The organism is Pseudarthrobacter sp. L1SW (assembly GCF_020809045.1).
Classification (GTDB): Bacteria; Actinomycetota; Actinomycetes; order Actinomycetales; family Micrococcaceae; genus Arthrobacter.
The window spans coordinates 2,933,265-2,953,378 of record NZ_CP078079.1 but is presented as its reverse complement, the minus strand read 5'-3'; the positions used below and the strand labels follow the sequence as shown (position 1 = coordinate 2,953,378).

General features: G+C 66.1%; 22 protein-coding genes. 8 read left to right on the top strand and 14 right to left on the bottom strand.

The genetic code is table 11. The features are described 5' to 3' along the window. Positions 1 to 18 precede the first annotated feature (18 nt). Positions 19 to 243, top strand: a complete 225-nt coding sequence (locus KTR40_RS13635; RefSeq protein ID WP_228404057.1) for a DUF3188 domain-containing protein — start codon at positions 19 to 21, stop codon at positions 241 to 243. On the opposite strand, the gene KTR40_RS13630 is transcribed toward KTR40_RS13635, so the two are convergent. Both KTR40_RS13630 and KTR40_RS13625 read right to left on the bottom strand, forming a co-directional pair. After that, positions 231 to 1,904: a SulP family inorganic anion transporter gene (locus KTR40_RS13630; RefSeq protein WP_228404056.1), complete on the bottom strand. Its 1,674-nt coding sequence runs from the start codon at positions 1,902 to 1,904 to the stop codon at positions 231 to 233. The two genes, KTR40_RS13635 and KTR40_RS13630, sit on opposite strands and share 13 nt — an antisense overlap. Then, on the bottom strand, positions 1,901 to 2,281 hold the full coding sequence (locus tag KTR40_RS13625) for a metalloregulator ArsR/SmtB family transcription factor (protein ID WP_139030049.1): 381 nt from the start codon (positions 2,279 to 2,281) through the stop codon (positions 1,901 to 1,903). Before KTR40_RS13625 ends, KTR40_RS13630 begins: the two co-directional genes overlap by 4 nt. A gap of 127 nt (positions 2,282 to 2,408) precedes the next feature. Here KTR40_RS13625 and KTR40_RS13620 point away from each other — a divergent pair, with 127 nt between their 5' ends. Both KTR40_RS13620 and KTR40_RS13615 read left to right on the top strand, forming a co-directional pair. Next, a complete protein-coding gene (locus KTR40_RS13620; protein WP_228404055.1) occupies positions 2,409 to 2,870 on the top strand; it encodes a MaoC family dehydratase N-terminal domain-containing protein in 462 nt (153 codons plus the stop codon). Between the two features lie 2 nt (positions 2,871 to 2,872). After that, complete coding sequence (locus KTR40_RS13615) at positions 2,873 to 3,310, top strand: MaoC family dehydratase (RefSeq protein WP_228404054.1); 438 nt, start codon at positions 2,873 to 2,875, stop codon at positions 3,308 to 3,310. Between the two features lie 86 nt (positions 3,311 to 3,396). On the opposite strand, the gene KTR40_RS13610 is transcribed toward KTR40_RS13615, so the two are convergent. After that, positions 3,397 to 4,374, bottom strand: a complete 978-nt coding sequence (locus tag KTR40_RS13610) for a serine protease (RefSeq protein ID WP_228404053.1) — start codon at positions 4,372 to 4,374, stop codon at positions 3,397 to 3,399. A 192-nt stretch (positions 4,375 to 4,566) separates the two neighbouring features. Between KTR40_RS13610 and KTR40_RS13605 the strand changes: the two genes are divergently transcribed. The 3 genes from KTR40_RS13605 to KTR40_RS13595 all read left to right on the top strand — a co-directional run bounded on the left by KTR40_RS13605 (position 4,567) and on the right by KTR40_RS13595 (position 7,992). Further along, on the top strand, positions 4,567 to 5,634 hold the full coding sequence (locus KTR40_RS13605) for a UDP-N-acetylmuramate dehydrogenase (protein WP_139029973.1): 1,068 nt from the start codon (positions 4,567 to 4,569) through the stop codon (positions 5,632 to 5,634). 95 nt (positions 5,635 to 5,729) lie between these two features. Then, positions 5,730 to 6,866, top strand: a complete 1,137-nt coding sequence (locus KTR40_RS13600; RefSeq protein WP_228404052.1) for a winged helix DNA-binding domain-containing protein — start codon at positions 5,730 to 5,732, stop codon at positions 6,864 to 6,866. A gap of 163 nt (positions 6,867 to 7,029) precedes the next feature. After that, positions 7,030 to 7,992: a type IV toxin-antitoxin system AbiEi family antitoxin domain-containing protein gene (locus tag KTR40_RS13595; RefSeq protein WP_228404051.1), complete on the top strand. Its 963-nt coding sequence runs from the start codon at positions 7,030 to 7,032 to the stop codon at positions 7,990 to 7,992. An 86-nt stretch (positions 7,993 to 8,078) separates the two neighbouring features. Here the strand turns inward: KTR40_RS13595 and asd are convergent, their stop codons facing one another. The 11 genes from asd to KTR40_RS13540 form a co-directional block, all read right to left on the bottom strand. After that, positions 8,079 to 9,221: an aspartate-semialdehyde dehydrogenase gene (gene asd / locus KTR40_RS13590; RefSeq protein ID WP_228404050.1), complete on the bottom strand. Its 1,143-nt coding sequence runs from the start codon at positions 9,219 to 9,221 to the stop codon at positions 8,079 to 8,081. Positions 9,222 to 9,324: 103 nt separating this feature from the next. Continuing rightward, the gene (locus KTR40_RS13585) at positions 9,325 to 9,741 is read right to left on the bottom strand and encodes a hypothetical protein (RefSeq protein ID WP_228404049.1); all 417 of its coding nucleotides are present in this window, start codon (positions 9,739 to 9,741) and stop codon (positions 9,325 to 9,327) included. Positions 9,742 to 9,743: 2 nt separating this feature from the next. Beyond that, the gene (locus KTR40_RS13580; RefSeq protein WP_228404048.1) at positions 9,744 to 10,382 is read right to left on the bottom strand and encodes a hypothetical protein; all 639 of its coding nucleotides are present in this window, start codon (positions 10,380 to 10,382) and stop codon (positions 9,744 to 9,746) included. A gap of 23 nt (positions 10,383 to 10,405) precedes the next feature. Further along, the gene (locus KTR40_RS13575) at positions 10,406 to 11,392 is read right to left on the bottom strand and encodes a WXG100 family type VII secretion target (RefSeq protein ID WP_228404047.1); all 987 of its coding nucleotides are present in this window, start codon (positions 11,390 to 11,392) and stop codon (positions 10,406 to 10,408) included. Positions 11,393 to 11,503: 111 nt separating this feature from the next. Continuing rightward, the gene (locus tag KTR40_RS13570; protein WP_139029967.1) at positions 11,504 to 11,722 is read right to left on the bottom strand and encodes an NF038396 family protein; all 219 of its coding nucleotides are present in this window, start codon (positions 11,720 to 11,722) and stop codon (positions 11,504 to 11,506) included. A 3-nt stretch (positions 11,723 to 11,725) separates the two neighbouring features. Further along, positions 11,726 to 12,310, bottom strand: a complete 585-nt coding sequence (locus KTR40_RS13565) for a dihydrofolate reductase (RefSeq protein WP_139029966.1) — start codon at positions 12,308 to 12,310, stop codon at positions 11,726 to 11,728. Then, positions 12,307 to 13,110 (bottom strand): thymidylate synthase, encoded by an 804-nt coding sequence (locus KTR40_RS13560; RefSeq protein WP_139029965.1) that lies wholly within the window; start codon positions 13,108 to 13,110, stop codon positions 12,307 to 12,309. The genes KTR40_RS13565 and KTR40_RS13560 overlap by 4 nt, the downstream gene beginning before the upstream one ends. Before the next feature lie 44 nt (positions 13,111 to 13,154). Then, positions 13,155 to 14,123 (bottom strand): NUDIX hydrolase, encoded by a 969-nt coding sequence (locus tag KTR40_RS13555; RefSeq protein ID WP_228404046.1) that lies wholly within the window; start codon positions 14,121 to 14,123, stop codon positions 13,155 to 13,157. Between the two features lie 11 nt (positions 14,124 to 14,134). After that, positions 14,135 to 16,384 carry an RNA degradosome polyphosphate kinase gene (locus KTR40_RS13550; RefSeq protein WP_228404045.1) on the bottom strand — a complete coding sequence of 750 codons (2,250 nt, stop codon included), beginning with the start codon at positions 16,382 to 16,384 and terminating at the stop codon, positions 14,135 to 14,137. A 128-nt stretch (positions 16,385 to 16,512) separates the two neighbouring features. After that, entirely contained in the window at positions 16,513 to 17,484 is a 972-nt protein-coding gene (gene mshD / locus KTR40_RS13545; protein WP_228404044.1) for a mycothiol synthase, read from the bottom strand. Between the two features lie 33 nt (positions 17,485 to 17,517). After that, positions 17,518 to 18,216 (bottom strand): response regulator transcription factor, encoded by a 699-nt coding sequence (locus KTR40_RS13540; RefSeq protein ID WP_139029961.1) that lies wholly within the window; start codon positions 18,214 to 18,216, stop codon positions 17,518 to 17,520. 339 nt (positions 18,217 to 18,555) lie between these two features. On the opposite strand from KTR40_RS13540, the gene KTR40_RS13535 reads away from it, so the two are divergent. Together KTR40_RS13535 and KTR40_RS13530 are read left to right on the top strand one after the other, a co-directional pair. Next, positions 18,556 to 19,323, top strand: coding sequence for a permease (locus tag KTR40_RS13535; RefSeq protein WP_228404043.1), 768 nt, complete (start codon positions 18,556 to 18,558; stop codon positions 19,321 to 19,323). Positions 19,324 to 19,497: 174 nt separating this feature from the next. Further along, positions 19,498 to 20,106: an FABP family protein gene (locus KTR40_RS13530; RefSeq protein WP_139029959.1), complete on the top strand. Its 609-nt coding sequence runs from the start codon at positions 19,498 to 19,500 to the stop codon at positions 20,104 to 20,106. Positions 20,107 to 20,114 lie beyond the last annotated feature (8 nt).

The following is a 20,114-nucleotide window of genomic DNA, read 5'->3' as shown; positions in this document are numbered from 1 at the left end:
GGCCGGTAGACTTTCAGGGTGCTGAACGAATTCTGGGCCACCGCCCCAACCCGCTACAAAGTCCTGGTCTTCAGCGCCATGGGGTTGATCGCCGTCGGCATCATCCTGAACCTGGCGGGCAACACCAGCGGCAACACCGGCCTCGCCACAGCATCCCTTCCGCTGATCGGGCTGGGCCTCGTCCTGCATATCGCCGGCATCGTGGTCCGCGGCCAGACGATCAGGAAAAACTACAAACGGTAGGCGGCGTTACGGCGGACGTGGCTGCGGGCATGTTCCACGGCGTCATCGAGGTCCTCAAACAGGTGCCTGTGGTGCCGCAGTGACCGGATCACCCCCACGTTCGTGACCAGGCCCAGGTGGTCCGGACGGACCCCCTTGAGCAGCACGGTGATGCCCTGCAGCTCCAGGGCGGAGATGACCTCCACCAGAGCATGCGCCCCGGTGGCGTCCAGCATGCGCAGCTGGGAGAGCCTGATGATGGCCACCTGCACGTCCCTGATCTGGCTGATCTCCTGGAGGATGCGTTCTGCGGCACCGAAGAACATGGCGCCGTCCAGCCGGAGCACGGCAATGTGCTCATCCCCTTCTGCCTGCGGCCCGGGGATTTCTTCGCGCTGCACGCTGCTCAGCGACGCGAATTTGCGCAGGGTGAAGAGTGCGGCCGCCGCGAGCCCTATCTGGATGGCGACGATCAGGTCGAAAGCAACGGTGATGGTGGCCGTGAGGATGAAGACGGCGGCGTCGGCCCTGGTAGAGCGGACGATGGCCGTGACGGTCCGCCGGGACACCATCCTCGCCGCGGTGACCATCAGGACTCCGCCCAGCGCCGCAAGGGGAATGCGGCTGACCATTCCGGAAGCGAGGTAGACAATGGCCAGCAGCACCACGGCATGGACCCCGGCGGAGAGGCGCGTTTTCGCTCCTGAGCGGACGTTCACCGCCGTCCGGGCGATGGCTCCGGTGGCTGGCATCCCGCCGAACAGCCCGGCCGCAATGGAAGCCAGGCCCTGGCCCGTCAGTTCCCTGTCCGGGCTGTAGGGCCCGCTCGGGGTTCCGTCAGGCCCGCTCATGCCGGCTGCCACCCGGGCGGAGAGCAGCGACTCAATGGCGGCAAGGCAGGCCACTGCCACCGCCGGCATCGCGAGGCTGCCCAGGGAGGCCAAGTCAAATGCGGGGATGGCCGGCGCGGGAAGGGAGTGCGGCAGCGGACCAATGCGCGGGATGCCCAGTTGGAAGAGCTCGGCGGCCGCAGTGGCCAGGAGGACCGCGAGCAGGCTGGCCGGAAGCGCCCGGAACAGCTTTTGCACCAGGACCATCACGACGGCGACCCCCGCCACGAGCGCAAGTGTCACCAGCGCGGTGGGGACGCGGGCCCCCGATGCCGCCTCAACAGCGGCGAGCAGGGTGTTGTGGCCCGGGACACCGGACGTGCCGGTGGCCAGCGGAACCTGCTGGAGGAAGATAATGGCGGCGATCCCGAGCGTGAAGCCCTCCACCACGGGCCAGGGAATGAACGCAACAGCCCGGCCCAGGCCGCTGAATCCCAGGACGCAGACCAGCAGCCCCGCCATGACCGAGAGCAGGGCCACGCTGCCGGCGCCGTGCACTGCCACGACGGGGGCGAGGACCACAACCATGGCGCCGGTTGGGCCGGAGACCTGCACCGGGGATCCGCCCATGACGGCTGCCACCAGGCCGGCCACGATCGCGGTGATCAGGCCGGCCTCTGCGCCCACCCCAGAACTGACGCCAAACGCCAGCGCCAAAGGCAGGGCAACGATGCCCACGGTGATGCCGGCAAGCAGGTCGGTTCGCCACGATTTCCCGAGTCCCGTGTAATCCAGCCTGGAGGGCAGGAACTGGTTGGCGCGCTTGCCCGGGGCGCGCACACCAGCACTCACGGGGTGTTCCCGCCGTCGAGGTGGCCTGCGGGCAGCTGCTGCGCCAGCCGGAGCTGCTCGTTGGAGCCGGCAAGGCTGTCCAGGAGGAAGGTCCGCGCGATGGAAAGCAGCTGCGCAATTCCGGGGTGTGCCAGCTGGTACGTTACGGCGTTGGCCGTGCGGACCGAGGTCACCACCCTGTGCTTGCGCAAGGTGGCCAGGTGCTGGGAGAGGTGCGAGGCTTCAAGGCCGGTTTCTGCGAGCAGGTAGCTGACGGCCGCCGTTTCCTGCGGGGCCGCGGCCAGCAGCTCGAGGATCCGGATTCTGGCCGGGTGCGCCAAGCCCTTGAAGAGGTTGGCTTTGATCTCGTACAGCGGGGCCTGGGCGGAGGACAACATGGAAAAGCGCTCCTGTGCGCGGTGCCGCCAGGCACGCACAGTGCCGAGCGGCATGATGGAATGATAAATCCATCATATCAGTGTGGTGCAAGGTCCTGCCCGGTACGGCAACGATAGGCTTGGGCCCATGACTATCAATCCGGACCTGCAGGGCCGCAGCTACCCTGCCGCAGAGGTGTACGACGTTGGCCGCGAGAAGATCCGCGAATTCGCCCGTGCGGTCAAGGCCGTCCACCCTGCACATTTCGACGTCGACGCCGCCAGGGCCCTGGGCCACGCGGACCTCGTTGCCCCTCCGACGTTCGCCATTATCATTGCCCAGCGCGCCGACGCCCAGCTCATTGAGGATCCGGAAGCCGGCATCGACTTCTCCCGTGTGGTGCATGCCGACCAGCGCTTTACGCATCACCGGCCCATCTTCGCCGGCGACCGGCTGGTGGCGGAACTCCACGTGGACGGCGTCCGTGCAATGGGCGGGGGAGCGATGATCACCACCCGCTCCGAAATCTTCGCCCTCGGTTCCGGCGAGGCCCGTGAGCCTGTCACCACCACCACCTCATCCATCCTGGTCCGCGGAGAGGGACAGTAACCATGAGCCTCAGCATCCACGACCTCAGCGCCGGCCAGGAGATCGGCAGCCGCACCATCGAGGTCACCCGCACCGACCTGGTCAAGTACGCCGGCGCCTCCGGCGACTTCAATCCCATCCACTGGAACGAAGCCTTCGCCACCAGCGTTGAACTGCCCGGCGTCATTGCCCACGGCATGTTCACCATGGGCTCCGCCGTGCAGCTGGTGACGGATTGGGCAGGTGACCCTGCCGCCGTCGTCGACTTCCAGACGCGCTTCACCAAGCCCGTCCTGGTCGCCGACACCACGGGCACCGACGAACCCGGCGCCACCATCGAGGTCAGCGGCATCATCGGCAAGCTCGACGCCGAGGCGAACACCGCGCGCGTTGACCTCACTGTTGTTTCCGCCGGGCAGAAGGTCCTGATGAAGGCCCAGGCCGTCGTCAAGCTCTCCTGAACTCCTGTGTCAAGGACTGAGGGAGGATCCCCCATGGGTATCCTCCCTCAGTCTGCTTTATGGAATGCCCTGACGCGATACGCGGGTCAGGAAGCCCCGGCAGCGTTGTAGGCCGACTGGATGACAGAGCCCCAGTACGGGCCGTACATCTTCGTGGAGTTGCTCCCGTAGCCGTAGCTGTTGACCGAGTTCTGGTATCCGCCGGACGACGAGCCGATGAACCACGGACCGCCGGAGGAACCCCCGGTCATGTTGCAGGGAATCCCCTGGGTGTTGAACTGAGGGTTGTAGGGATCATTGGTGGCGGTCCCGGAGCAGCTCTTGAGGGACTCTCCATTGAAGGGCGGAGCGGCCGGGTAGCCGAAGGCCTTGTAGCTGAGGCCGCGGGCTGCATTGAACGCCACTCCGGAGGCGCCAACCACGTCGGCAAGGTTGCGGCCGTTCAGCGGTGACATCACGGCGAACCCCGTGTCGTACTGCATGTTGCCCGATGAGCTCCACTGCGTGGGGGCGTAGAGCGCCCTGGCCGTCCACTTGCCGTAGGGCGCGGCCCCGTTGAGGTAGGCGGGGACAAAGGTGAACCTTGTCGCGAAAGCGCCGGGCCCCTCATTGAGGCAGTGCCCTGCCGTGGAGACAGTGCTTCGGTTGGTGGACGCGACCGAGTTGGCCGAGCAGACGTAGTCGGCGCCGCCCAGCGTGAAGAACACCTTGCCGATATGCGGGACCGGGTTTTCGCTGGCGTTCGCCATGGGCTGGACTGAGGGATCCGAGCCCTTGACTTTGCTTTCAGCTCCCTTGCTGACGGCTTCTCCTGCCGGCGCCGCGTTGGCCTTTTGCCGCTGCAGTGCCTTTTTGGCGAGTACATCGCCCGGTGTGGCTGCCCGCATCCGCTCGGGAGTCCAGTAGTCAGCGTCTCCGACCGTCCTGGTGCTGCTCACCCCCGGAGCGCCACCGTCGTCAGGGGAAGGAGGTGCCGCCGTGGCGCCCCCTGCAGACGAAAGGGCGAACAAGGTGGCTGTCGAGAGGCTCATGAGGCTTGTGGCCAGAGTCCTGGTAATAGTCATAGCTGTCCTATGCGGTTTGGGGAAGCGGGCCCAAGTGTGTGATCCGCTGGCTTGAAGGTACGCAGATATGACAAGTTTGTAAATATCAAATACTAATTATGTTAGTTAATCGTCGATCTTGTTACTGAGCGGTGAGGGTGCACTTCGGTGGACGCCGTGAGGGCCCTTCCGGTTCCCTAGTATTGTGGTCTGGTGACTTCCACCCTGCTTTCCGAGCTGACCACGGCCGCCGTCGGAGGCCCCGCCGGCACCTACGTCGAGGCCCGCACCGAGGCTGAGATCATCGAGGCCGTCCGGTCTGCCGACGCAGCCGGGGAGCCTCTGCTGATCATCAGCGGCGGCTCCAACCTGCTGATTTCCGACGACGGGTTCCCCGGTACCGTGGTGAAGATCGCCTCGGAAGGCTTTACGGTCAACGCCGAGGATTCCTGCGGCGGCGTGGCAGTGGTGGTGCAGGCCGGCCACAACTGGGACAAGCTGGTGGAGTACGCGGTTCTTCACGCCTGGTCCGGGATTGAAGCCCTCGCCGGAATCCCGGGCTCCACGGGGGCCACGCCCGTGCAGAACGTGGGCGCCTATGGCTCCGACGTGTCCCAGACCATCGCCGCCGTCCGGACCTGGGACCGCGGGCGCAACGCCGTCAAGACCTTCACGAACTCTGAGCTGAAGTTCGGTTACCGGGATTCCATTCTCAAACAGACCACCACCAAGGGATCGCCGCGATACGTGGTGCTGACCGTGGAGTTCCAGTTGCCCATCGGCCGGATGAGCGCACCCATCCGGTACGCGGAGCTGGCCCGCTCACTGGGAGTCGAGCAGGGCAAGCGCGCCTATTCCACGGACGTGCGCCGGGAAGTGCTGCGGCTGCGGGCATCAAAGGGTATGGTGCTGGACCCGGCCGACCGGGACACCTACTCCACGGGGTCGTTCTTCACCAACCCGATTGTTCCCGCAGAGGTCGCAGAAGCCCTGCCCGAAAACGCACCCCGCTACCCGGCAGGCAAGGACGGGCTGGTGAAGCTGTCTGCGGCATGGCTCATCGACCAGGCGGGCTTCGGCAAGGGCTTTGGACTGGAGCCGGGCAGCGTGAGCGGGGGCCGGGCGTCCCTGTCCACCAAGCACACGCTCGCCATCACCAACCGTGGCTCGGCCAGCGCCATGGACGTGGTGGCGGTGGCGCGCGAGGTGCGTGCCGGCGTCGAAAAGCGCTTTGGCATCGAGCTGCACCCGGAACCCCTGCTTATCGGCGTGCAGCTTTAGCGGCTTTCCCACACAGGGGCCTTTCCCGTGCATCAGTGCTGCCCCAGTTGCCCGGTGGCCATGGTCCGGGCCTGTACGGCGCATAGGATGGGGCCATGGCCGGGAAGCGCATCAGCCGCAAGACGATGGGCAGGCTGCGGCTGGTGTCGCAGCGGCTGGTGCCGGTCCCGGCGGGCCGGGTGCAGCCAAGAGAGCTGGGGCCAGACGTGCCGGGCTCCATTGCCGCGACCGTCCGCTGGATGACCGCCATGCAGGCCCAGGACCTGCAGGCGGCAGCGTGGGCTGTGGGCGCCAGGGTCCCTGAAGCGGGCCTGTCAGATGTCCGCGCCGCCCTCGATGCCGGCGCTGTGGTCCGCTCCTGGCCCATGCGCGGGACTTTGCACCTGGTGGCACCGGAGGACCTTCGGTGGATGCTTGGCCTCACAGCGGAGCGGCTCACCAAGGGCATCGCCTCCCGGCACCGCGAACTCGGCATCGCCTGGGCGGACGTGGAGAAATGCCGGGACATCGCGATGGAGCAGATTGCCGCCGACGGTCCCGCCAGCCGCGCTGAACTCTTTGGGATTTTCGACGCTGCCGGGCAGCCCACGCGCGGCCAGCGGGGCATCCACATCCTGGGGACCCTGTGCCGGCACGGCTGGCTGGTCCTGGGCCCGCTGGCCGGGAACCAGCAGCTGTTTGCGGCCTTCGACGACTGGATTCCCGTCTCGCGGAGCCTGTCGCGGGAAGAGGCCGTGGCGGAGTTCCTGCTGCGCTACCTCCGCAGCCATGGCCCGGCAACCCTGCGCGACTTCGCCTGGTGGACGCAGCTACCCCTGACCGAGGTCCGGGCGGCTTTCGAGGATGTAAAAGACCAGCTGGTGGGGCTTGGCTACGACGGGACAAGCTACTTGCTGTCCCCGGAAACGGCATCACTGCTCGACGGCGGAGTCCCCGGCCAGCGGTCCGTCCTCCTGCTGCCCGGCTTCGACGAGTTTGTGCTGGGGTACCAGGACCGGAGCCTGGTCCTGGCAGCGGAGCATGCCGGCAAAATCGTGCCGGGCGGCAATGGCGTCTTCAAAAAGACCCTGGTAGCCGGGGGAGAGGTGATTGGCACCTGGTCCCGCAGCGGTACCGGCCCTCGCGCCGCCGTCGCGCCTGAACTGTTCGATGGGACCCAGCCACTCGGCCCTGCCGCCACGGCTGCCCTCGCCAAGGCGGCCCGGCGCTACCTGGCCTTCCTCGAAGGCTGACCGCTTCCCGGAACTGCACGGGCGGCCCTGCCCCGCTTAACCGGTGCCGGGCAGCACCGTTCATGCGGGGCACGGCCGCTGTTGCAGTTGGAGGGCCACCGGGTTATCCACATCCGGCGCCTCGGGGCTTCGTATGAAGCCCGCGGCCCCGGAACCTAGGACCATGAAGCTTGAAATGATCCGGGAATTGGTGGATGGGCGCTGGCCGGCAACACCTGTGGCGTCAACTGCGGAGCTGGCGCGGGCCGGAATTGGGGACCGCCTCCTGACATCGGCAGTCCGGAGCGGCCTGATTCTCCGCCTGTTCCGTGGGGCCTACGTCCGGAGCTCGTACTGGCTGGGGATAAAGCCGTGGACCCGGGACAGGGTGCTCGTTCACGCTCATCATGCCGCCACAGGAGGGACCTCCCGCTACAGTCATGTGAGCGCCGCACGGCTCCACGAATGCCAGGTGTGGAATGCCGGACCGCTGATCCACGTCACAACCAGCTATGCCAATTCCCGGACGAGCGCGGGAAAGGACGTTCGGACGCACCGGGCGGAGTTGACTGAACGGGACATCACCACGCTCTGGACCGCGGACGGCAGGGAAATCCGGACTACCAGCCTGGAAAGGACGGTCCTGGACTGTGCCCGCATCCTGCCGCTCGAGCAGGCGGCCGTGATTGGTGATCACGCATTGCGCATGGGTGCCAGCCTCTCCGAGATCACGAGGCGCCTTGACGAAGGGCCGGAGAAGCGGGGGAGCCGGCGGGCGCGGCTCCTGCTCGATGCACTTGATGGACGGTCCGAATCTGCCGGTGAGACACGGACCAGGCTCCTGTTGGACTCCTTGGGCCTGCGCGGTTTCATCCCCCAATTCGAGATTCCCACTGCCTCTGGATTGTTCCGGGCGGACTTCGCTGACCCGGAGTCGCGGCTCATCATAGAGTTTGACGGCGCCGGGAAGTACTCGGACTACCGCCCAACAGCGGATGTCCTCCTGGCAGAGCGCCACAGGGAGAACGCGATCATCGAGGAGGGATGGCTGGTTCTTCGGCTCGTCTGGAAGCACCTCGACCGGCCTGCGGACCTGAAACGCCGTGTCCTGGCTCTGGCAGAGCGCGCTCAACGCATTCCTGCTTGAAACACGAGCGGCCGTGCCCCGCATGAGCGGTGCTGGGCAGCAACGCTTATGCGGGGCACGGCCGCTCTTGGGCAGCTGTGAAGAGGCTACAGGTTCCCGGTGGCGATGTTAAGCATCCGGCGGAGCGGCTCGGCGGCGCCCCAGAGAAGCTGGTCGCCCACGGTGAAGGCGCTGATGTACTGCGGGCCCATTTCCATCTTGCGGATACGGCCCACCGGAATGTCCAGGGTGCCGGAGGCGGCGACGGGGGTCAGGTCAGCCATGGAGGCTTCCTTCGTGTTCGGAACCACCTTGGCCCACTCGTTGTCCTCGGCCAGCAGCTTCTCGATCTCGGCAACGGACAGGTCCTCGCGGAGCTTGAGTGTGAGCGCCTGGGAATGGGAGCGCATGGCGCCGATCCGGACGCAGAGGCCATCCATGATGACGCGGTTTTCCTCGGAGGTGCCCAGGATCTTGTTGGTCTCAACCCCGGCCTTCCACTCTTCCTTGGACTGCCCGTTGCCCAGGTCTGCGTCGATCCAGGGGATCAGGGAGCCGGCCAGGGGGACGCCGAACTGGGTGGCGTCGATATCCGTGCGCTGGTGGGCCAGGACCTTGCGGTCGATGTCCAGGATGGCCGACGCCGGGTCGTCCAGTTCCGTGCTGACCTCGGCATTGAGCGTCCCGAACTGGCTGAGCAGTTCACGCATGTGCCGGGCGCCGCCGCCGGAGGCAGCCTGGTAGGTCATGGACGTGCCCCACTCAACGAGCCCGTTCTTGAACAGGCCGCCAAGTCCCATGAGCATGCAGGACACGGTGCAGTTGCCGCCGATGAAGTCCTTGGTGCCGTTGACCAGGCCCTTGTCGATGACATCCCGGTTGATCGGGTCCAGCACGATGATGGAGTCATCGTTCATGCGCAGGGTGGACGCTGCGTCGATCCAGAGGCCGTCCCAGCCGCGGCTGCGCAGTTCGCCGTGGACCTGCTTGGTGTAGTCGCCGCCCTGGGCGGTGACAATAATGGGCAGCTTGGCCAGCGTGTCGACGTCGAACGCGTCTTCGAGCCTGCCCGCGCTGCCTGCTGCTGTTCCAGCAAGCGTCGGCGTGGCACCTCCCGCATTGGACGTGGAGAAGAACACCGGGTTGATGTTGGCGAAGTCGCCCTCGTCCTGCATGCGCTGCATGAGGACGGAACCGACCATGCCGCGCCATCCGACCAGGCCGACGGAAGGGGTAGCTGCTGTAGTCATTGGTCCAGTTTAGACTTCGGAGCCGGCAGGGCGCAGTCGGTTACGTCACTGCCGGACCGGAAGGAGGCCACCGGCGGACGGCGCCGCGTGCCTGGCGGGAGGATCACTGGGAGACATGCCCTGCTCCTGGCTCAGGGGCGTGCCGTTCCTTCCTTATCTTCTTGGCCCGGTACTCGTCCCTGGCCATGCCAAAGGTGTACCAGGCGCCGAAACCCCCCAGCACGATAGGGAACAATGCACCCCACTCCGGCCCCCCACCTTGCCCGAACGAGGCAAGGAACACCACCGAAGAACCGAGGAACAGGAGGCCCAGAAAGGCTGACACAATTCCCATGCCCCACCAGGATCGGACCTGCACCTGGCCCCGGCCGGGAGAAAAACCGATTTCGTCGCCGGGGTAGCTGTGCAGCTCGCCGGCATCGGTTCGCCGCAGGACGCGCTTCTCTCCCCGGGCGAGGGCCGCCTTGTGCTCGGCATAGACCTCATCGTTGCGGCGCTCACGCTCGCGATCGAATGTCATTGTCAGTCCTGACGGATGGTGCGGATCTGGTCAAGCAGGGCAGCGTCGTCAAGGCCAGTGGCCTCAACAATGTCCTTCTGCTGAGCGTTGGAGGTGCCGATGGTCCAGGTTCCGCCACCGCCATTCTTCACGTAAAGGGTCTGCCCCGTGGGTTCCTCCCGGCGGCGAACTGTTGCGCCGCCCTGCGGGTTGCTGTGCAGGTGCTGCTTGATAACCATGAGGTTGGCCTCGGCAGCTGTGACGTCTGGCCTCTGCGCCATGGCCCACCAGGTGAAGTAGGAGCGCGGCTGGAACAGAAGGTGGATGTCCGCGCTTTCCATCGCGATCACGCTGTCGCCTCCTTCTGCAGTGAGCAGCGCAATCTCCATGCGGCGGCTGGCCGAAGAAAGGACGGTGGCAACTGCCGCGGTGGGTCCTGCCACCGCCAGAAGCCCGTCACTTCCGGCGGTTGCCAGGCCGCGGGCCACCAGGGAGGATGCGCCGGCGCTCACCATGTCCCTATCGCCAAGGTAGCTGCCAACCCGCAAGGCCTCCGCGCTGAGCACAGCTGCGTCACCGCCCCGCAAGCTCGCCAGGGCGGCCATCTCGGCAAATCCATAACCGATGGCGTCGGGGATGCCTTGTGCTGGTGTTTCAGTCATCGTCAGTACCTCTCTTAGTGTGCTCAGAACCCGAAGAAGTCGCCGACATTTTCGGCCGCGTCCCCGGCACCTTCCCACGCCGCTTTGGCACCGTCAGCGATGGATCCGCCGATGGCATTGACAGTCTCCTTGACCACCGGGACGTTGTCGTAGATGGCGAGCGCGCCGGATGCAACCATTGCGGCGGTTCCAACAGGTGGCGGCGCGAAGCCCAATACGCCCAGGGCTGCCTTTGCGGTCGAATAGTAGGCTGCGCCGTTGTCATCCTGGTTGCCGTTGCTGAAGTTGTTGAAAGCGTCGAGGGCATCGAGTCCAACCCCCAGCCCTCCGAGGGCCTTGCCGCCGAACTCGAAGAACGTTGCAGCCTTGCCGCCGTCAACGAGGTTCAAGGCAGTATCCCACCGGCCGTCGAACAGCTCGGACGAAGTGTTGAAATACTGGCTGAGCATGTTGGTGTCCTGAAATGCCTTTGCCACGTCGCGGAAGTCCTTGGAGAAGAACTCGGCGAAGCTGTCTGCCTTCGTGATGAAGTGTGGCAGATCAAAGAGACCAGCCCGAAGGTTGGGAAGGGCCTTGGCCAGGTTGTAGATGTCCCAGCCCTTGCGGAAGGGAGAGTTGTCATTGTCGGCAATCCAGTCGGGGCCGAGCTGGAAGGGTGCACCGGGCGCGACGGAGGGGCGGCCCGGGAAGCCCGCCGGGAGGACACCCTGCAGGCCGCCGCCAGATCCTGCACCTTCGGAACGGCTCGCATTCTCCTGCTCTTCGGCGTTGGTGAGCAAAAGCTTCGATTCCTGCTTCAGGCGTGCAGCCGTCTTTTGGAGGAGTGCCCGGTGGTTGCCGTTCCAGTCGGAACGGAAATGTTCCGCGTCCTGGCCTTTCCATGCCGGATTGTTGTTGATCTGGCTGCTCAGCTGCGTGGACTGCTGCAGCAGGAGGTCTGCCGTTGAGCTGAACTGCCGCGCGAGCGTCCGCAACTGGGCTGCGTCCGCGCCCCACAAGTTTCCTGCCACCAGGCATCCCCCAATCTTCGAAAACAGCCGTCCCTGACGCTGCCGGCCCCAGCCTAGTGAACAACCCGGGGCGTGCGCGATGGGGTGTCCTCCCCATGTGCGCGAGGGCGGCTAGCCGCGGTCGGATTCCTCCCGCACGGCGGTTTTTCGGGCGCGCAACGCGAAGAACGCACCGAACGCGAACACCTGGGTGACCACCACCAGCACGATGGCTCCCGCGATCTTGTTGCCGCCCAGGATCATGGTCAGCCCGACAATTGCGGAGAGGAGCGCCAGCAGCGGGAGCAGCATGTAGCCCAGCACAAACAGGGTTTCGGGTTTCTTCAGCATGTCCTAGCCCTCCGTCCTTGACCATTTGGTGAACCTGTAGCGCGTGCCGTTGGCGGCGGTGAGCCAGCCGTCGGGAGGGACGGAGGCGGACGCCTCCCAGCTGGTGCCCAGCTCGGGGGCGAACGTGTCGCCGTCGGCCTTCACGTCAATGGTGGTGACCACCGCAACGTTGGCGAGCTCAGTGGACTGCTGGAAGATCTCGCCGCCGCCCAGGATCCAGACCGTGTCCCCGCCGTCCACGAACTGGGACTCAAGCAGGGCGTCATCCAGGGAAGGAACCACGACGGCGCCCTCCGCCTCGGGCGTTTCGGCCCAGCTTTTCTGCCGGGTGACCACGATGTTGGTGCGGCCGGGCAGGGGGCGGAACTTGTCCGGAAAGGACAACCAGGTTTTGCGGCCCATGATCACGGGGTGGCCCATGGTCAGCCGGTTGAAGTGCTTGAGGTCCTCGGGGAGGTGCCAGGGCATGTCCCCGTCCTTGCCGATCACGCCGTCCGGGGTCTGCGCCCAGACCAGGCCGACGCCCGTCACCGAGGCGGCGAGCTCTTCAGTAAAGGACTGCGGGTCGGTGAAGTTCTCTGTGCTCATACGGCGATCGGTGCCTTGATCGTGGGGTGGTGCCGGTAGCCCACCACTTCGAAGTCCTCAAGCGTGTAGTCGAAGATCGACGCCGGCTTGCGGGTGATCTTCAGCTGCGGGTACTCATACGGCTCCCGCTCGAGCTGCTTGAGGACCTGGTCCATGTGGTTCTCGTAGATGTGGACATCCCCGCCGGTCCAGATGAACTCGCCGGGCTCCAGCCCCACCTGTTGGGCCACCATGCAGGTGAGCAGCGCGTAGGAGGCAATGTTGAAGGGGACGCCCAGGAACATGTCCGCGGAGCGCTGGTACAGCTGGCAGGACAGCTTGCCCTCCGCCACGTAGAACTGGAAAAACGCGTGGCACGGGGGCAGGGCCATGTCATGGAGTTCGGAGACGTTCCAGGCGGACACAATGTGCCGGCGTGAGTCCGGGTTGGACTTCAGGTTCTCAATGAGCTCGGCGATCTGGTCGATGTGGCCACCGTCGGGGGTGGGCCAGCTGCGCCACTGCACACCGTACACCGGGCCCAGGTCGCCGTCGGCGTCGGCCCATTCGTTCCAGATGGTGACGCCCTGGTCCTGCATCCATTTCACGTTCGTCTCACCGCGCAGGAACCACAGGAGCTCCACTGCCACGGACTTGAAATGCACCCGCTTGGTGGTGATCAGCGGGAAACTCTTCGTCAGGTCAAAGCGCATCTGGCGTCCGAAAACGCTGGTGGTTCCGGTTCCCGTGCGGTCCGATTTGTGCGTGCCTGAAGCCAGGACATCGCGCAGGAGGTCTTCATAGGGGGTTGGGATGCTCACGCCTAAAGTCTACTTGGCTGATCCCTGGAGCAGCTGCGCGACATTCAATCATCGAACGGCTTGAACTGCTCCACCGCCACAACCCGCTTCCGCCCGTCCAGGGCCACGTGGCACACCAGCAACTCGCCGGGGGTAAGGTACGGCTCCTTGCCCGGGAGGAGGTCACGCAGGTGCGGCGGCATGTGCTCGCCGAGCTGGCTGAACACGGTGGGCAGCGCAGGGCGGTGCGTGCAGACCACCACTGGCCGCTGCTTGTCGAACAGGCCCTCGATGACGGCGGCCGTTTTCTTGGGGCTGCGCTGGTGCCGGTGCTCCGTGAGCGCTTCCGCCAGCTTCACCTTCGCGCCGGCGGCTTTTGCGTAGGGCGCCACCGTTGCGACGCACCGCAGCCAGGGGCTGGTCACCACGCGGAGCGGCATCCAGGTGTGCAGCAGCCGGCTGACCGCCTGCGCCTGCCGCGTCCCCGTGGCGGCCAGGGGCCGCTCGCCCTCGGCCTTGCTCCAGGATGAGCGGGGCTTCGCCTTGGCATGGCGGAGCACCACCAGCGGCCAGGTGTCCAGCTCCCCGCGCTTATGCGCCGCGGAAAGGTACTGGAGGGGCACGACGTCGGAGGGGTTGGACAGCAGCGCGGCCGCCTTCTCGGGGGCGCACCACATGACGCTGTCCACCTCGTTGCCATCGGGAAGCAGCCTGACCCCGTTGGCCTTGACGGCCCAGTAGTGGACAACCTTGAGGCCGGAGGCCACGTGGTAATGGATGGGCGGCAGGGGAATGCCCAACTGCGCGACGAGCCCGATTTCCTCCTGCACCTCCCGGACCGCGCACTCAGGCACCGTTTCGCCGTCGTCAATCTTGCCTTTGGGCCACGACCAGTCGTCGTAGCGCGGGCGGTGGATCAGCAGGACCTCAAGCTTGTCCTTCACCACCCGCCAGGGCAGGGCCCCGGCAGCCGTTACGGCTACTGGTTCCCCCGGGTGGTCTGTCTGGTCTGCTACAAGTGCATCGCTCGACAAAACAGTGGCCCTTACCGGCGGCTCAGGCTGCGCTGCCGGGGGCGGGAAGCCAGCAGCCAGGACTGGACATCCTCCAGTGGGTTGCCGTCGTCGTCCAGGTGGTGCCGGGTCCAGACCCCATGGTTGTCCAGGTGCCAGCTGGCGGTTTCCGGAGCCATGTAGCGCCGCAGCAGGTCAAGGACGTAGGTGATGTCGTCGGCGCTGGCCAGCTGGACCAGGGCCTCCACCCGGCGGTCCAGGTTGCGGTGCATCATGTCCGCGGAACCGATATACACCACAGGATCCCCACCGTTGGCGAAGGCGAACACCCGGGAGTGCTCCAGGAACCGGCCCAGGATGGAGCGGACGGTGATGTTGTCGCTGAGGCCCGGCACTCCCGGGCGGAGGGAACAGATCCCGCGGACCACCACGTCCACCTTCACTCCGGCCTGCGAGGCGCGGTACAGGGAATCGATGATGGCCTCGTCCACCATGGAATTGACCTTGATCTGCACGCGGCCGGGGATCCCGGCCCGGGCGTTGCGGATCTCGGTTTCAATGCGGTCGATCAGCCCGGAACGGACGGAACGAGGCGCCACCAGCAGCCTCTTGAATGTTGACTTGGGGGCGTAGCCGGAGAGCTGGTTGAACAGCTTGGACAGGTCCTCGCCCACCTGCTCGTTGGCGGTCAGCAGGCCCAGGTCCTCGTAGTAGCGGGCAGTCCGGGGGTGGTAGTTGCCGGTGCCGATGTGGCAGTAGCGGCGCAGCCCGTCCACCTCCTGACGGACCACCAGCGAGAGCTTGCAGTGCGTCTTGAGGCCCACGATGCCGTAGACAACGTGCACGCCGGCCTGTTCCAGCTTGCGGGCCCAGGAGATGTTCGCCTGCTCGTCAAACCGCGCCTTGATCTCTACCAGGGCCAGGACCTGCTTGCCGGCCTCGGCGGCATCGATCAGCGCGTCCACGATGGGCGAGTCGCCGGATGTGCGGTACAGGGTCTGCTTGATGGCCTGGACCTTGGGGTCCGCGGCGGCCTGCTCCAGGAACGCCTGGACGGAGGTGGAGAACGAGTCGTAGGGGTGGTGGAGCAGGATGTCACGCCGGCGCATGGCCGCAAACACGTTGGCAGCCTTGGACGTCTCCGACTCGTTGAGGTACCGGGACGTGTGCGGGACGTGCTTGGGGTAGTGGAGGTCGGCACGGTCGATGCCGGCGATCACGGACAGTCCGCGCAGGTCCAGTGGGGCCGGAACGGAGTACACCTCGGATTCCTCGACGCCCAGCTCCCGGATCAGCAGCGCGCGGATGTTCGGGTTGATGTCGTTGGTGACCTCAAGCCGCACGGGCGGGCCGAAGCGCCGCCGCAGGAGTTCCTTCTCGAGTGCCTGCAGGAGGTTCTCGGCGTCGTCCTCCTCCACCTCCACGTCCTCGTTCCTGGTGACGCGGAAGGTGTGGTGCTCCAGGACCTCCATCCCGGGGAAGAGCTTGTCCAGGTGGACGGCGATGACTTCCTCAAGGGCGATGAACCGGGCCACGCGCCCGGCCACGGCGCCGGCACGCGGACCGTCGATGGAGATCAGGCGCGGGAGCTGGTCCGGCACCTTGACGCGCGCGAAGAGCTCCTTGTCGCTGACCGGGTTGCGGACCACCACGGCGAGGTTGAGTGAAAGCCCGGAAATGTAGGGGAAGGGGTGGGCCGGGTCCACTGCCAGGGGCGTGAGGATGGGGAACACCTTCTCGGCGAACATCACGCTGAGCTGCTGCTTGGCCGTCTCATCCAGCTCGTCCCAGTGCATGAGGTGGATGTGTTCGTAGGCCAGGGCGGGGCGGATCTGCTCGGCGTAGACCTGCGCGTGCCGCTGCTGGAGCCGGTGGGCCTCTTCGCTGATCCGCTCCAGCACCTCCACCGGGCTGAGGCCTGCGGGGGAGGGGACGGCCAATCCCGTGGCGATGCGCCGTTTGAGGCCGGCAACCCGGACCATGAAGAACTCGTCCAGGTTGGAGGCGAAGATCGACAGGAAGCTGACGCGCTCCAGCAGGTGGAGGGTGGCGTCCTCGGCCAGTTCCAGCACGCGGGAGTTGAAGCTGAGCCAGCTCAGCTCGCGGTCCAGGAAACGGTCCGGCCGGATGTCGCCCTCAGGCTGCAGGTTCGGCGCGAACTCGGGGATGTCAATGCGGTCCTGGGTGGCCCTGGACGCTGGAACCTCCGAGGAGCCGAAGCGGGCACGCACCGGCACTGCAACATCCTGTGACGTGGCTGATCCGGAAGGTTCCGGGTTCATGGCATCTCCTTTACCTGGCGGTTGATGCTGGCGCTTCCGGCCTGCGCGGTCCTGCTTCAACCTTACAAGCATTCAGCACGCCGACGACCGCTGATTTCCAGCCCGCACCGGATAATCCGCCTGCAGGACTACCCCGCTGCCACCGGCCCGTACATCACGTCCATGTCCCAGCGGGTGAACCCCAGCCGCCGGTACAGCGAAACGGCCGTGGCGTTGTCGGCGTCGGTGTAGAGCATGACGGCGTGCAGCCCCAGGTCCTGGAGGTACCTGATCCCGGCCACGGTAAGTGCCTTGCCGAGGCCCATGCCCTGCGCTTCGGGTGCAACACCCACGGCATAAACCTCGCCGATGGCGGGGTGGGGACCGTGCTTGGGGTGGACCTTGGTCCAGTGGAAACCAAGCAGCCGGCCCTGCCGGTCCTCGGCCAGCAGGAAGCCTTCGGGATCGAACCAGTCCTCGGCCATCCGGGCTTCAAGGTCGGACCGGGTCAGGCTGCCCTGTTCCGGGTGGTGGGCGAAGGCGGCCCGGTTCAGGGCCAGCCAGGCGTCCTCATCCTGGCCGGGGACAAAGGCCCGGAGGGACACGCCCTCCGGCAGGACGGCCTCGGGAAGGTCCGCCCCCGCCGTCGTCATCCTCATCTTCCACAGCTCACGGACAGGCCCAAATCCGTAGCGGGCGGCCAGCTCCGCGGCGGCCTCATGGTTGCCGTGGGACCACGCCTTCAGCCCGTCGAGACCGCGGCTGTCCTTCAGCGCGGCAACCAGGCGGTCCGCCACTCCCTGGTTCCGGTAGCTGGGGTGGACGGCGATCTCCAGCACCCCGCTGCCGTCCGCGGATTCCACCACCACGGCAAACCCGGCCAGGTCCTGCCCGCTTGAGGGATCGTTGTCCTCGTCCGGGGCATACAGCGCCAGGGTCAGCACTGAGTGCTCCGCAGAATCCCCGGCGCGCATGGTCACCTGGGTCTGCTCCGAAATGGAGGGATTGCCGTCCGATTCCTCTGCCGCGGCCAGGAGGTTCCGGCAGTCCTTCAGGAGCTGCCGGTCAACCCCGCCCCGTTCAGCATGGACGGGCCACTTCTCTGGGTGCGCTGGAGTCATGAGGCAAGGCTATACGGGAAGCGGCGCCGGTGCTCAGGCCTCGGTGAGCTCGTCCTCCTGCTGCCGCACCAAGGTCAGGCGGTAGCCCACGTTGCGTACGGTGCTGATGAGGTTCTCGTGGTCGGCGCCCAGCTTCGCCCGCAGGCGCCGGACGTGGACATCCACGGTGCGCGTGCCGCCGTAATAGTCGTAGCCCCACACTTCGGTGAGCAGCTGCTGCCGGGTGAAAACACGGCCGGGGTGCTGCGCCAGGTACTTCAGCAGCTCAAATTCCTTGAAGGTCAGGTTCAGCGGTGCGCCGTTCACGCGGGCGGTGTAGCTCGCTTCGTCGATGACGACGCCCGCGGCGCGGATCTCTGTTGGCGTGTCCTCCTGGTCGGGGACGGCACGGGCAACGGACAGCCTGATGCGGGCTTCCACTTCAGCCGGCCCGGCGGAGTCCAGGACGATGTCGTCCACGGCCCACGCTGAGGAAACAGCGGCCATGCCGCCTTCGGTCAGGATCAGCACCAGGGGAGCGCTCAGGCCGGTGGCCTTCAGCAGTTGGGTAAGGGAGCGGGCGCCCACCAGGTCCTTGCGGGCATCCAGCAGCACGATGTCGCAGGGATCGGTCTCCAGCAGCGCCGTGGGCTCGGCAGGGAGGATGTGGACCCGGTGGTTCAGCAATTCCAAGGCAGGCAGGATGTCCACCGAAGAGCCAGAGCTGTTCGTCAAGAGCAGGATGTGCGACATTGTTCCTCCAAGGGCCGTCCGCGCATCATTGGGCGACTGAACCGGGTTTCCACCGGCCGGTACTGGCTTCCTGCTGGGGTCTGGGGCCATTGTTCAGGGCGCCGGCCGGCCACCTCAGCAGGGAGCGTAGCTGAGCTTTGAGTATACCCGGCGGCGCCTTCGCAGCCATGGATCCGGCCCGGATGCGGGTACGTTTTGCGACATATGCCGTTCATATAAGGCAGGATTGAGCCAGGGGCCCCGACGCCCTCCGCGAAGGGCGGCCCGCCTTTCCAGGTCGACGCCAGGATGGGATTGCAGCGCAGTGAGTGCAGAAACTAAGTCCAGGCCGGGTTCCGCATGACGGCGGAACTGCAGGCTCCTGCGCGGTCCTTGGGCTCGTGGACCATCGGCGTGGTGGGAATGGCCGGCCTGGCCGCGATCATTGCCGGCGTCTACACGTCCCGCGAGGTCCTCGTGGGTGTCGCGGTGGCCATCGCCGCCGCCATCGGGGCCGGCTGGCCCCACTTCCTCCGTATTCCTGCCAAGAAGACCCTTGCCGCTGTGATTGCCGTGCCCGGAGCGGGCGCCGCGGTTGGTGCGGCCCTCGCTCCCGCTCCCGGGTACCTGGACTGGACCCCCGCGTTCATCGCGCTGGGCATGATCGCCGTGTTCGTGGTGCAGCTGGTCCGCGGAACCGGGCAGGCGCAGCGGCTGGAATCCACCCTGGGTTGCTGCGCAGGGGTGCTGCTCGCGTGCCTGGGCTCGGGATGGATAGCGGGCGCGCGGTTCAACGGTGTCCGCGAGATGCTCCTGGTGGCGGCAATCAGTGCCGCCGTCGCCCTGCTCGCGGGGCTGATCCGCTGGCCGGACAGCATCGTGGCGCCCCTCGGAATCGTGATGGCCGGCCTTGCCGGGCCCCTCGCCGGCCTGGTGTTCTCGGACATAGCGGTCCTGCCGGCCGCCATTTTCGGTGTGGTGGTGGGCGCTGTGCTGGCAAGCTTCCGGCGGCTGGTCACGCTCCGGGGTGCACCCCTGAACGTCCAGGCAGCCCTTAGCATTGGCCTTGCCCCCGTTGCTGCGGTGGGTTCACTGGCCTACTTCATAGACAAACTACTCATCTACTAACGCGTTAGGATGGCATCATGTCCGTACTTGCATTTGAAATCTTCTTCCTTGTCCTGCTCGGCGTTGCCAGCCTCGCCATGGCCTGGTTTGCCGGCTTCGTGGTCTACCGCCTGTTCAAAGGCCAGAAGTAGTCCCCTTCCTTTCCGGAGCTAGCCGTTTCCCGAGGTAATCGCAGTGCCCATTGAGATTCCTACAGACCTGACTCCAGAACTTGTTCCGCTTTCCTGGCTCATTGGTGAGTGGGAAGGCCGCGGCCGCCTCGGCAGCGGGGACGAGGACTCGGAGCATTTCCTGCAGCACGTTTCCTTTACGCACAACGGGCTGCCGTACCTTCAGTACCGCGCGGAGAGCTGGCTGACGGACGACGACGGCACGCGCCTGCGGCCGCTCACCGTCGAGACCGGCTTCTGGGCGCTGGAGCGCAAACAGCTTGATGCCGACGGCGGCCCCGGCCTGATCCCCGCGGACATCGTCCCCGCGCTGAAGAGTGCCGACGAGGTGGAGGCCCTCCGCAACAGCGAGGGCGGGTTCGACATCTCGGTGTCGATCTCGCATCCCGGCGGCATTTCGGAGCTCTATTACGGCCAGATCAAGGGCCCGCAGATCCAGCTCACCACGGATATGGTGATGCGGGGCAGCCATTCCAAGGACTACAGCGCCGCCACGCGCATCTTCGGCCTTGTGGACGGAAACCTCCTGTGGCGCTGGGACGTCGCCGTTGGCGGCAAGGAAGGAAAAGGCCTGGAAGCGCATGCCTCGGCCTTCCTGAAGAGGGTTTCCTAGGCAGAGGG

What these genes read in the sequence shown, in the direction of transcription:
- KTR40_RS13625 (WP_139030049.1), bottom strand. Translation starts at nt 2,281, where the DNA reads ATGTTGTCCTCCGCCCAGGCCCCGCTGTACGAGATCAAAGCCAACCTC.
- KTR40_RS13620 (WP_228404055.1), top strand. Translation starts at nt 2,409, where the DNA reads ATGACTATCAATCCGGACCTGCAGGGCCGCAGCTACCCTGCCGCAGAG.
- KTR40_RS13615 (WP_228404054.1), top strand. Translation starts at nt 2,873, where the DNA reads ATGAGCCTCAGCATCCACGACCTCAGCGCCGGCCAGGAGATCGGCAGC.
- KTR40_RS13610 (WP_228404053.1), bottom strand. Translation starts at nt 4,374, where the DNA reads ATGACTATTACCAGGACTCTGGCCACAAGCCTCATGAGCCTCTCGACA.
- KTR40_RS13600 (WP_228404052.1), top strand. Translation starts at nt 5,730, where the DNA reads ATGGCCGGGAAGCGCATCAGCCGCAAGACGATGGGCAGGCTGCGGCTG.
- KTR40_RS13595 (WP_228404051.1), top strand. Translation starts at nt 7,030, where the DNA reads ATGAAGCTTGAAATGATCCGGGAATTGGTGGATGGGCGCTGGCCGGCA.
- asd (WP_228404050.1), bottom strand. Translation starts at nt 9,221, where the DNA reads ATGACTACAGCAGCTACCCCTTCCGTCGGCCTGGTCGGATGGCGCGGC.
- KTR40_RS13585 (WP_228404049.1), bottom strand. Translation starts at nt 9,741, where the DNA reads ATGACATTCGATCGCGAGCGTGAGCGCCGCAACGATGAGGTCTATGCC.
- KTR40_RS13580 (WP_228404048.1), bottom strand. Translation starts at nt 10,382, where the DNA reads ATGACTGAAACACCAGCACAAGGCATCCCCGACGCCATCGGTTATGGA.
- KTR40_RS13570 (WP_139029967.1), bottom strand. Translation starts at nt 11,722, where the DNA reads ATGCTGAAGAAACCCGAAACCCTGTTTGTGCTGGGCTACATGCTGCTC.
- KTR40_RS13565 (WP_139029966.1), bottom strand. Translation starts at nt 12,310, where the DNA reads ATGAGCACAGAGAACTTCACCGACCCGCAGTCCTTTACTGAAGAGCTC.
- KTR40_RS13550 (WP_228404045.1), bottom strand. Translation starts at nt 16,384, where the DNA reads ATGAACCCGGAACCTTCCGGATCAGCCACGTCACAGGATGTTGCAGTG.
- mshD (WP_228404044.1), bottom strand. Translation starts at nt 17,484, where the DNA reads ATGACTCCAGCGCACCCAGAGAAGTGGCCCGTCCATGCTGAACGGGGC.
- KTR40_RS13540 (WP_139029961.1), bottom strand. Translation starts at nt 18,216, where the DNA reads ATGTCGCACATCCTGCTCTTGACGAACAGCTCTGGCTCTTCGGTGGAC.
- KTR40_RS13535 (WP_228404043.1), top strand. Translation starts at nt 18,556, where the DNA reads ATGACGGCGGAACTGCAGGCTCCTGCGCGGTCCTTGGGCTCGTGGACC.